Annotated in this window: 9 protein-coding genes; 3 read left to right on the plus strand and 6 right to left on the minus strand. The window is 57.2% G+C overall.

The window, feature by feature from the left end; genetic code table 11:
• The coding region (locus F1542_RS01000; protein ID WP_193731370.1) for a transposase at positions 1-153 on the plus strand (153 nt) is incomplete at its 5' end.
• Positions 154-393: 240 nt separating this feature from the next.
• Here the strand turns inward: F1542_RS01000 and F1542_RS01005 are convergent.
• On the minus strand, positions 394-984 hold the full coding sequence (locus tag F1542_RS01005; RefSeq protein ID WP_227672348.1) for a TetR/AcrR family transcriptional regulator: 591 nt from the start codon (positions 982-984) through the stop codon (positions 394-396).
• A gap of 113 nt (positions 985-1,097) precedes the next feature.
• On the opposite strand from F1542_RS01005, the gene F1542_RS01010 reads away from it, so the two are divergent.
• Together F1542_RS01010 and F1542_RS01015 are read left to right on the plus strand one after the other, a co-directional pair.
• Positions 1,098-2,285 (plus strand): lipase family protein, encoded by a 1,188-nt coding sequence (locus F1542_RS01010; protein WP_193731371.1) that lies wholly within the window; start codon positions 1,098-1,100, stop codon positions 2,283-2,285.
• Positions 2,286-2,588: 303 nt separating this feature from the next.
• A complete protein-coding gene (locus F1542_RS01015; RefSeq protein ID WP_193731372.1) occupies positions 2,589-3,575 on the plus strand; it encodes a helix-turn-helix domain-containing protein in 987 nt (328 codons plus the stop codon).
• 109 nt (positions 3,576-3,684) lie between these two features.
• Here the strand turns inward: F1542_RS01015 and F1542_RS01020 are convergent, their stop codons facing one another.
• The 5 genes from F1542_RS01020 to F1542_RS01040 all read right to left on the minus strand — a co-directional run bounded on the left by F1542_RS01020 (position 3,685) and on the right by F1542_RS01040 (position 12,003).
• Positions 3,685-4,626, minus strand: coding sequence for a nucleoside hydrolase (locus F1542_RS01020; RefSeq protein WP_193731373.1), 942 nt, complete (start codon positions 4,624-4,626; stop codon positions 3,685-3,687).
• Positions 4,627-4,657: 31 nt separating this feature from the next.
• Positions 4,658-5,893 (minus strand): NupC/NupG family nucleoside CNT transporter, encoded by a 1,236-nt coding sequence (locus F1542_RS01025; RefSeq protein ID WP_193731374.1) that lies wholly within the window; start codon positions 5,891-5,893, stop codon positions 4,658-4,660.
• Positions 5,894-6,033: 140 nt separating this feature from the next.
• Entirely contained in the window at positions 6,034-7,590 is a 1,557-nt protein-coding gene (locus tag F1542_RS01030) for a glycoside hydrolase family 32 protein (RefSeq protein WP_193731375.1), read from the minus strand.
• Between the two features lie 424 nt (positions 7,591-8,014).
• The gene (locus F1542_RS01035) at positions 8,015-9,502 is read right to left on the minus strand and encodes a prolyl oligopeptidase family serine peptidase (protein ID WP_193731376.1); all 1,488 of its coding nucleotides are present in this window, start codon (positions 9,500-9,502) and stop codon (positions 8,015-8,017) included.
• Between the two features lie 656 nt (positions 9,503-10,158).
• Entirely contained in the window at positions 10,159-12,003 is a 1,845-nt protein-coding gene (locus F1542_RS01040) for a PD40 domain-containing protein (protein WP_193731377.1), read from the minus strand.
• Positions 12,004-12,052 lie beyond the last annotated feature (49 nt).

A 12,052-nucleotide genomic window follows, 5' to 3' on the forward strand; every position in this document is an offset into this window, starting at 1 on the left:
CGCTGGGTGGTTGAACGGACATTCGCCTGGCTGGGACGGTGCAGGCGGCTCGCCAAAGATTGGGAAAAGTCCATTGCTTCCTCAACCGCATGGACATTGATCGCCTCGATCCGCATGCTCACACGACGGACAGCAAGGCATTGTCAAGCTTGAAAAACTTTCGGATCGGGCTCTTAATGCCTGATACCTGTTACATCGTCCCGATCGCAAGTGCTGCACGCCGTGGTCTCCAGCAGGTGATCGGGGGGACTGTTCTGTCTTTTCCGGCCCTGCTAACAGGATTCAATACAGTCTGCATGGGCCGGTATTCCCGTCAGGCATGGGCCGAAGCCGTTGATCTGCCGGATCCAGTCCCCGCATGCGTCACGGGCAGGGAAAAACTGGTCATGTCTGTTACCGCAAGGCGTCATCAAGCAACTCCTCAAGCGACATTTCTTCCCCCTGGCTGGACAGGAGGGCATCCAGAAGCCCGTCAATGGCTAGGACAGCCAGTCCATGTACCTTGCCCCAGTGGGCCGCGCGTGTTCCGCTGCGTGTCCGCTGGGGCTGGTGATCTGCCATGTTGTCGATCAATTGGGTCAGCATGTGTGAAGTCCGGGCGGAGGCGGCAGCCAGCGCGGTATCGCCCCGGTCAATCACGTCACTGCGAAACATCAAGGTAAACAGGCCCGGATTGTGAATGGCAAAGCGCACGTAAACCAGCCCGGCGGCATGGGGGCCCTTTTCAAGAACGGGTTCAAGGGCAGCAGCCAGTTCTTCATAGCCAACGGTTGCCAGCGCGCTCAGCAGGCCCGCAAGATTTCCGAAATGCGGGACGGCCGCCGCAGAGGAAACGCCAGCATGGCGCGTTATGGCACGCAGGCCAAGGGCTGTAATTCCCTGCTGTTCCAGCAGGGCACGGGCCGAATGCAGAAGTGCCGCCCGCAGGTCCCCATGATGGTAATTTTTCATGACTTTCTGCCGTTCCATTACCTGCACTCCCATGATCGCCCTACCTGTCATCATCCTTGACAATAGGTTGGGGGAGATATCTTATCATTGATAAGTTCGAATTTCAGGGTGGGTCAAGCAAGGATCTCACCACAAAAGGATTTACCATGCTTTTCTGTCGTTCCAGTCTTACGGTTGCGGGCCTGCTTGCGGGTATCTGTTTTCCTGCCCTGAGTGTCGGCGCCCATGCCGCCACGGCCGCCGCCCGGACCGGACCGGGCACGCTGAGTGCATCGGAAACTCTGGCGCCATCTTTCAGCCTGCCCGATGCGGGGCGATCGGTGCGCATTACTTACCTTTCCACGAATGGTGTGACGGACAGGGGACTTGTCCCCGTGACGGCGGAAGTCATCCTGCCCACTGGCAAGCCGCCAGCAGGTGGCTGGCCGATCGTGGCCTGGGCCCATGGCACGGTAGGGGTGGCTGACCATTGCGCGCCGTCCAACAATCCATGGACCGAACGAAACCGTCGCTATCTGTCAGAATGGATGAAACGTGGCTTTGCCGTGGTCGGGACCGATTATCAGGGACTGGGCACGCCCGGCACGCATGCCTATCTCGATACCCGCGTAGAGGCTTACAGCCTGCTGGATGGCGTGCGCGCGGCACTTGCCGGGGTTCCGGGGCTACAAAACAAAATCATGATTGTTGGACAGTCGCAGGGTGGCGGGGCTGCATTTGCTTCGGCCGCTTTTGCCCCCGTTTATGCGCCTGAACTGAATATCCGCGGAACGGTGGCCACGGGCGCGCCCTATATCACGCCAGAACTGCTGCAGCAGATGACCGCACTGGATCAGGCAAAGGGCGGCTATAATCCCGTTATGGTCTATGTCCTGTATCTTGCACAGGGTCTGGCCGGCTACGATCCTGCTTTCCGTCCTGAAGATACCTTTACCCCAAAGGCGATGCCTGCATACCGGGCGGCTGCAGATCTATGTGTACATGAACTGACGGATAAGGTAATGCAGGACGGACTGAATTTCAGCAATTCCCTGAAGCCTGGTTTCCAGAAAACCCTTGCGCCCGCCCTGCTGGCAATGAAATATCCGACCATGAAACTTCCGCAGCCGCTGTTCATGGGAACAGGTGAACTGGACCGTGATGTTCCGCCGCCGCTGCAGTTGGGTCTTGTCAAGGCGGCCTGCGCTGCGGGGACGGTTGTGCAGGCGCATGTCTACAAGGGACTGAACCACGACCAGACCGTCAATACATCCCTGCCGGATTCAGAAGCCTTTACAAAGGCAGTCATGGCGGGCCAGCCTGTTATACCCCAATGCAGCCCGACCCCTGAATAAATATCCGAAAAACTAGCCGGGTCGGGGGCAATGGAGCGCCTGATCCGGTTGTGTCATAATTCTGTACCCGGTTATTTATTTTGTTTTCTCTGTATTATAATTTAAGTAGTGGATAACTACTTTTAAGTTTCATGGTGAAATTAACGTATATTTATAATGTATTAATATTACTGGACAAAAATATCTTACCTACGACCAATGTTCGGCTCGTTGACTGGAGGCTGCTGATAGAACAAATATCCTTGCAAAACGGATAATTATGCGCATATATACGCATAATTATCTGCTTGTCAGGAAAATAAAATGACGATCAATCGACTGAAATATTTCAGGATCATGAAAGGCGAAACACAGGTCCAGACCGCCCGTGCGGCAGGTGTAACACAACCAACATATCAGCGCTGGGAAACAGGCAAGGCCGAAGTTCCACAAAATCATCTTTCCAAACTGGCAAAGCATTTCAAGACCACCGAACTGGAATTGTTTGGTCGACATCCGCCGAAAATCGTAGCGCTTTATGATGATGAAGCGCCACCGAATCTGCAATATTACGGTGAATGCGCAGTACATTTCTGCGGCGGTGGTGAGCCATTGGTGCTTTCGCTTTCAGAAGCAGCGTACACGCAAGCTTATGGTGAGTTGCAAAGTAAAAAGCAGTTCATCGTTATAAAGGACTTGGGTAATCGTACCGTAGCGATCCGACAAAAGGCGATTTCCGAGTTTTATTTTTCCAGTGAGGCGTATGATACCTACGGGCCGGATCATAATGACTACAAACTGGCAACGCCAATCCAGATGCCCGACGGCCGGGATTGGGCGATTGTTGAGGCTATCCAGAACCAGGAGATCTCCGGGAATAATTCAACATCGGATTTTACCGAAAAAGATGTCAGGCATGTTCGGGATCGGATCATGATTACGGATGAACAGTTCGATGAACTGGTGGCCAAAGGACTGATTAAACCTGAGGACGTTGCGGTTGAGAAGGGGGCCAGAGCAGCAGAAACTGATGAGATTATGGCCTTGGCTCACACGGTAACAATCCAGTTCTCGACAGGCAGGCAGCGAGAAATCACTTATACTGATTGCAACCTGTTCGAATGTATCGAGCCTCTTGTCGATGTATATTATCCTCACAGTAGAAATGGCGATGATGAGCCAATCATGATCATGCTGCCGTATGAAGGCTATCATCGGACTGCATTCTTCAACAGGGATATGCTGGATTATATTTCGTTCCCGACCCATAAAATCGAACAGGATAAAGTCGAAAGTTATGATAATGAATAAAGAAAAATCAGGTATTCGTGTCGGATTTTGTGTAAAAATAGAAGAAAAATGTTTTAATCAGATATTCGGGCATGCAGGTTCTGCGCGGTTGTGCATGCCCGTTATTCTATCAGGGCAGGCCGCTTAACTGTGTCAGCATGACCTCCCACAATGCAGCGCTGTCCACCATGCGCAGGAAAAGCGCATTGCGCGGTCGGTCGGTGACCTGCCACCAGTCCACGGCTGTGGCCCCCTGCATGAGGGGGCTGTCCACCTCGACCGAAACATTGACCGTGCGACCTGCAAACAGGTCTGGCGCCAGCAGCCAGCCGATAGTGCAGGGATCATGCAGCGGGGCGCCATCCCATCCATATTTCTGAAGGTCGAACCGTTCGGAAAATCCCAGCATGGCTGCCGCCGCCTGCGCGCAACGACCGGGCAGGGCGCGCAGGCGGGCCAGACGCGATGCGTTGATCAGGAATTGATGTGTGATATCCAGCGGGACCAGCGTCAGTGGCAACTGCCTGCGCAATACAATGTCCGCCGCATCGGGATCAGCGAATATATTGAACTCGGCACTGGGGGTTATGTTGCCACATTCGGAATAGGCCCCGCCCATGGAGACAACCTGCCCGATGCGTGCCGCAATATCGGGCGCCTTGATCAACGCTACGGCAAGGTTGGTCATGGGACCAAGGGTAACCACGGTTATACTGCCTGCAGCATGGGCACGGACTGTATCAATCAGGAAGTCCACGGCATGCTGGTCCTGTGGGCGCAGTGCCGGTTGTGGCAGATCCGGGCCATCCATGCCGGTCCGGCCATGCACATGTTCGGCCGTGATGGGCGTGCGTCGCAGGGGGGCGGTGCACCCGGCATATACCGGGATATCCGCCCGCCCTGCCAGTTCCAGTATCTTGCAGGCATTCGTGGCGGTCTGGCTGACCGGCACGTTGCCCGCTATGGTGGATAGTCCAAGGATTTCCAGATGCGGTGCCGCCAGCGCCATCATGATGGCAATGGCATCATCCTGACCGGGGTCCGTATCGATTATGATCTTTTGCACATCCACTGGGGTTTCATTCCTTTTCGCGGTTGGATTGTTACTGGATGATGATACCAGCGATCGCGGCACTCAGCAGGTTGGATAGCATGCCCGCCATCACGGCGCGGGTGCTGCGGCGGGCGACTTCCTCGCGCCGGTCGGGGCACTGGCTGCCGAAGGCCGCGACCAGCAGGCCGATGGAACTCAGGTTGGCAAAGCCGCATAGCGCGAAGGACGCAATCGCGGCAGCCCGCGGCGACAGCACGCCGCCGCGTATGTCGGGACCAAGATGCAGGTAGGCGACGAATTCGTTGACCACCATCTTCAGCCCCAGCACCGCACCCACGGTGCCACATTCGGCCAATGGCACGCCAAGCAGCCATGCGACCGGGGCAAACAGCAGTCCCATAAGGTATTCCAGTGACAGGGCAGGCCAGCCGACAACCCCGCCCACGCCCTGCAACATCCCGTTGACCAGCGCAATCAGCCCGATACACGCCACCAGCATGGCCGCGACCGATACGGCAGTGCGCGTGCCATTCAGTGCCCCTTCCATGACGGCTTCAAAAAAGGCGCGATGATAGGCGGCATTGCCTGTGGCAAGTGACGTGGGCGGCGTGCCGGGGGGAAGGGGGTCAAGCAGTTTGGCAAAAAGCAGCCCGCCGGGTATGGCCATGAAGGACGCGGCGACCAGATAATGCGCCGGAATCCCCAGCCCGACATAACCCACCAGTGTCGCACCGGATACGGATGCCGTACCACTGCACAGCACGCTGAACAGTTCCGTCCCGCCCATGGTGGCAAGGTAGGGGCCAAGGGCGACCGGCAGTTCGCTTTGCCCGACAAAAATGGTGATGATGGCGCCAAAGGATTCAACGGGTGATGTCCCGGCCAGCCACTGCAGCCCGCGCCCGAACACGCGCGCGAAGACCTGCATGATGCCGCAATGGTACAGAATGGCGATCAGGGCGCTGACATAGACCAGCGATGGCAGCACCTGAAACGCAAAAACATAGCCTTCCCCCGGAAAAACCGTATTCATCCGCGGCCCTACCAGCGCGCCAAACAGGAACCGCCCGCCTTCATCACCATAGGCCAGCAGGTGCGTCACCATGCCCGATGCCGCGCGCAGCAGCGCCTGCCCGGCAGGGATGCGCAGGACGATAAACCCGATGGCGACCTGAAGCCCAAGGCAGGCAAGGATGATGCGCGGCCTGATCTGCCTGCGGTCAGTTGAGAAGAGGATGCCTGTGCACACCAGAAGTATGATACCGATACATCCACGGATATGCATGAAACCGCCTTAAGGGAAGCAGGGAGACAGGTTCTGGGTAACGGTTTTTCTGATTATATGGTTGATTTATCGTAACATTGCATAAGCGCGCGTCAAGCTGCAGATGCCATGCATGCCACCTGCATGAAGAACGGACACCATCATTTCCCGCCCTGTTCCGGGTTGTGGTCAAGAAGGGTGACCTTCATATGGCTGAATTCGGTCATGCCGTTTTCGGAAAAAATCATGATCCGATCGGCATCTGCTGGCGGAAAAACAAGATCCGTTATGACAACCGAACCATTGCGCGACAGAACTTCTACCGAATTGCGGTCAACAATGACATGCAATGCAATTTCCCCTGTCGGGGCAGGCATGCTGACGCTGTGTTCATGGTTGAACCCGGGCGAAAAATCTGTCTGGCCCGAACGTGACCGGTCGACGGTCAGTGTCTGTTTCTTCATGTCATAGACAATTTCCGTGCCGCTATGACCATCGACAGTAGCCCGCACGCATATTCCGGCACGATCCGCGCCATGCATATGCATGCGCATGTCAATGTCCATAACCTGACCACGCACGGTTTCGGGCAGCAGGCGTCGCGCAGAGGAAAGTCGCATACCGTCAAAGGACAGTGCCGCATGGGTAGCAACCAATGCGGTGTAATGCCCGTCAGGGGTCAGGCAAAGCTGTGGCCGGCCATCAATGGTCCGGAGGGCCATGGTCATGGGCAGGGTCATCTGGCCTTTCCATGGTGCAGTCGGAACATGGGATGCATAGTCCCAGTTGCTCATCCACCCGATGGTAACCGGTCTGGCTGCTGGCAGGCCCGCAAATACGATGGCGGCGTAATGGTCTGCCCCATGATCTACCCAGTCATAGGCCGCAGGTCCTGATCCCTCGGGTAGCAGTCCTTCCGGCCGGAATGTCGTGCCATCGAAGGAACCGACGAAATAGAGACTGCCCGACCCGCCTGCGATGCCCCATGGATTGACCCCCAGCATCAGGACCCATTTCGGTTGCGTGGCATTTCCATCAAGCGGCAAGGGAAACAGCGATGGCATTTCCCACAGGATTTCCGGTCGGACCAGACCGACAGGCCCGAAATCACTAAGCCACGTCCAGTCTGTCAGGTTGGTTGATTTATACAGCTTTACCTTGGGTGCATTCGCAACGACCGTTGCCATGACCCAGTAACCCCCGGGTTCGTACCAGAACACGCCGGGATCGCGGAAATGGGGTGAAGCGGGCGACAATGTCAGCACAGGGTCTTTGTGATAGGATTTCCACGTCCGGCCATCATCAAGACTGTAGGCAAGGGACTGGGCCTGCACGTCTGGCGTATCGGATGCATTGTGTTTGAAAACGCTGGTATACAATGCCACCAGTGGCGGGTTGTCCAATGTGCCAAGCCCGGACGTATTGTGCGTATCCACCACCACTGTTCCGGAAAAGATGTCTTTTGTTTCACTGAACGACAGGGCCACGTCCTGCTCATGCCAATGCAGCATATCCGTGCTGGTCGCGTGTCCCCATGACATATTGCCCCATTCCGGGGCTTCCGGATTGTACTGGTAGAAAAGATGATAGACCCCCTTGTGGAAAAACGGGCCATTGGGGTCATTCATCCAGTTGCGTTGGGGCGTATAATGCAACAGCGGGCGCCACTGCGGTGTATCATCCGCCTGCGCCACGGACCGGTTGGTCAGTAATGTCATCTATACAGTCCACCGTATCATTTCTGTCCGCATGGTATTGATGTCTCCCCGCATGGTATTGATGTCTCCCCTTCAGAATGCCGGTGGCGCATGGATGACTGATGTACAAACGAAGCAGGTCAGGCGCCTATTCCCACCGGTAGGGATCATACCGGTCTGGCGCGTTATTGCCATATCCCCGTCATCCCGGCGACAGGAATGCCTGACGCAAATATGCATATTGCCGGTCATCAAGGGGCATCCGGCATCGGGGGAAGGCCTACGCGGCCTCCCCCTCCGGGAAAATGGTAATGGCTGCCCGGGGGGGGATATCTGTCAACCTGTTGCGGACGGGGACGGGCGACAGATGGTCTGGCATTATCGTCACACGGATATGCAATCCGGAGGACCGTTTTCAAATTCGCGTTGCTGCCTGCCTGTATGTTCACGCTTTTGACTGTCTGAACAGCCAGTCCCTTGCGGCCCTGATATAAAAGAATTTTCGCGCCGATCCCATGTGATCGACGCCTTCGAAGGTCAGGAAGGTGATGTTGGCGTCGTGGGCAAGATAGCCATTGACCTGATCGGTCAGCTTCTGCTGACTGTCGACCGGGAAAATGAGGGCGGGATCGAGGTGTTCCGATGGCCGGACAACCCTGCCGCCTGCCTGTTTCCATACCGGTATGCATTTTTCATTCCAGGGCGTGGCCTTGTCATCCTCTGACCCGGTAATGATCAGGACTTTCTGGCTGGCAAGGGGGACAAGGTCACCGGGCCGCTGCTGCCCCGCAATGATCAGGCCTGCCGCAAAGGTCTGTGGATGTTTCGCCATAAGCCACAGCGACGTCATGGCCCCCATGGACCAGCCGGTGCAGTAAACCCGTCTGGGATCGATCTTCAGGATCTTGTCACGGCGGTCATCCAGATTGGGATTGCCATAGTTCCATGTATTACTGAGAAGGGATTCGACAAGCCGGTAGGTGTTCTCGACATCGGATGTATGTTCCCAGTAATCGTTCATCGTCGTGCGTTCGTAGCGTGGGGTGATGACGACACATTCGTGCCGGTCCTGTTCTTCAGGCAGGCTCCAGATACTGGCTATGCACTGTTCCGTCAGTGTCTGGGCACAGGTACCATCCGGACTGGTTCCGGAATGGGTGACGGCAAGGACGAGGGGATAGGACCTGTTCTCCCCACCTTTTTCCAGGAAGGATTTCGGCAGGTAGATGCTGTATTCAAGCCAGGCGGAACGCGTGTCATCCCACCACCAGTGATGCTGCTCCCACGCATCGACACCACGGATGGCAACACTGTTTCCGCGTCGGCCTGCGTTGCTCCATATGGTCTTGCTGGCGGCATATACCGTGCCATCTGTTGTCCTGACATCCCGGACCTGTGTCAGCGCGACCCGATCACTGTCGGTTGTGGGCAGGCTGAGGTCCGGGTCATGCCGGAACTCCGTAACGACATATCTGCCGGTGATGCTCTTGCGGTCCGGGCGGAGTGCTGGTTCGTTATTGGTATAGATGGCCATGACAGGGCGCGGCGTTGGTGGCGCAGTGGTGTCGTTCTTGTCCGGTTCCTGCGGCATTCCCGCGAAAAACCCCCGGGCTGCGGGAAAGACGGCCGTGGCATAGGTATCATGCGTCAGGCTGGCAGGGTCGATCGCGACATCATATTCTGCCGCGATGCCATAAACCTTTTCCCCACCGCCTGTGACTTCACATAGCGCGCAGATGCCCTGAAGGCCCGGCGCTTTGGGCTTGTGGGGGCCGGGACCGTCGGGGCCGTCCGGGCCACCTGTAGATGCGGCCATGAAGCCATTGCCGCCCGCTGCGGCATGGGTGGCCTGAACACCAAGCCCCATGGCAGAGACCGCACCGGCGAAAGCTGCCCCTACGGTCACGAAGTTGCGTCTTGATACATCGGTCATGGGTGTTTTCTCCGGTCAGGGCAGGTGGGTTCAGGCCATGGTGAGGGGCTGTTTGAAAAGTCAGATCAGGAAATGCCCTGCAATCACAAGGACGTTTCTGGTGAAGCCTTTTCAGAATGCTTCGAATGACGTCGCCTTTTTAAAAAGCGGCATCTAAAAAATTTTGTTATTTTCCAGCAGTTTCCAAGGCAGCGGAACTCCCCGCATCATGTATTCGTTGGCCTGTGGCATATGTAGTGTGCGGCATATGGCGCAAGCTGGTCCTGCGTCATCGGGAGGTTCCCATGGCCTGTTTTGTAAAAACAGCATCGTTATGTCTGGTCGTGCTGGTCATCGGGGCGCCCCTGACTGTCCATGCCCAGTTTGCCGCCCCCCGTTCATCACCGGGGAAGCCCGTCACCGCGCCCCCGCATGGGCAACCTGGACCGGAAACCGGTCCATCTGAACATCGACATATGAAAAAACACGTAAAACAGGGTCACTCTCCATCAGACCGGCCAGCAGCAGGGCAGGAGCCGGTAATGGAGGATCAGCAGGGAGCGGGGCAGACGCCCCCCATGCAGTAAGCCGATGAACATTCCTGTATCCGCTGAAGGGATGCGGATTGAGGCCTGCCGAAAGACGTGTTTTGTCCGTTATCCTCCATGATGGCGACATCATGCCGGGACATACAGGGGCATGGAATCTTCCCACAGGCTGTCCGTCAGGATACGCTTGTGGCTGCCATTGGCATTCATGATGAAGATCTGACCGTAAGGCTGGAATGTATTGTCATACAGGGCCGCTTCGTCACGGAAGCCATATATGCCACTGGACCACATGATCCGCCCATCGGCGGTCCATACGGCATGGCCGTCATTGGCGCCGCAGGTGGTCAGCCGCTTCAGCCCGGTTCCATCGGGCCGGATGGTGAAAATATCATAATTTTCATCGTCCACCCGACGTGTGAACACGATCCGGCTTCCATCGGGCGACCAGCCGGGCAGGTTGTCATATGCAGTGGTCAGCACCCGTGTCTGCCGGGTCGGCAGGTCCAGTATGCGCAGGCCCATGTTGTTTTCGCCCCATACCCGATACACGATCTGCTGGCCATCGGCGGAATAGCTGGGGAAACCCGAATGTATGGTGCCATCGGTCAGGGGTTCGACCGCGCTGCCGTCGCGGCGCATGCGCATGACCGTTGCCTTGCCCGTGCGGCGCGCCTGGAACCACTGGCCCAGGCCAAAGGCGATCCACTGCCCATCCGGTGACCAGGCGGGGGCAAACGCACCGGCCATGCCATGCGCCACCTGCATCTGGTTGAGGTGTGTTCTGGAGACGTCAAAGATCCGCTGCCGGTCCGATCCATCCGGGTTCATGATTGCGATGGAAGAATTGAGTGCCTTTTCCGTCAGTACCAGCTTGCCATCACGTGACAGGCCGGGAAAGACATCCGTATGCCGGTAATCCCGCCCTGGATCCCAGCTGTACAGGGGCTGGTTCTGGGCAAAGGGTCTGAAGCTGGCTTTTTCGTACACGACCTGCCGCCCATCGGGGGACCATGCGGGGGAACGCAGCGTCCGATGCACGCTGGCAATGCCGGCGGTATAGGCCAGCCCCTCATCTGGGCCGCCCTTGCGGTGATAGCCGATGATCTGCGCTGTTACGAACTGGGGAAAGACCTTCAGTCCCGGGCCGGAGGTATGCTGGATCCGCTCCCCGGTGCCGACATCAACGGATACGATCTGGGAGACGACGGATGCGACCCCTTCGGGCCGTCTGGCCCCCCACGTGCTTTCGGTCAGCATTTCATAAAAGACCACCCGTCGACCGTCCGGTGACCATTTGGGGGAGCCAAGGCAGTAGTCTGGGCGGGCGGCAATGCGGCGGAACCCCCGGCCATCCGCACCGATTATGTAGATGCTGAGTGCCTGCGTATGTTCCCACCCCCGGCCATTGTCATGCCCGCGCCACGGGGTATTGCGGTCGGATGAAAAGGCCAGCCACCTGCCATCGGGCGACCATGCGGGGCGGAAGAAACAGTCCGGCCCCGCCTTGTCGCCTTGCACGCCGGCCGCCCCGGTCAGGTTGCGGAACTTTTTCGTCCGCAGGTCCATGACCCAGATATTCGCACGGTAGCCATCGCGTGTGGAAACAAAGGCCAGATGCATGCCGTCAGGCGACAGGACGGCGGCATCGTCCACTGATGGATGACTGATCAGGGGCGTGACATCGGTTCCGTCCAGACGGGCGTGGAATATGTCTGCCTGTCCCAGCCCGTTGCGTTCCGATGTAAAGAGGATGGACTGTCCATCCGGGGAAAAGGACGCATGGTAATCAAGGCCGTCTCCCGGTAGAAATGGCCGTTCACCACTGCCATCTGCGTTGGCGATGTAAAGCTGTGATGACGATGGCCCGATGCGATTCATCAGCATCACGCCCTTCCCGCGGGTGGCCGCCATGGCGCCAGCAGGCATGATAAGCCCGGCCCCCAGCATCTTCAGCAGGTTTCGGCGGTTCATGAAGGTTTTCCCTGTTCTGGAGAAAGTGCGGATACGGTGCATTGCTCGG

The sequence above is a fragment of the Komagataeibacter sp. FXV3 genome (genome assembly GCF_015155755.1).
GTDB lineage: Bacteria > Pseudomonadota > Alphaproteobacteria > Acetobacterales > Acetobacteraceae > Komagataeibacter.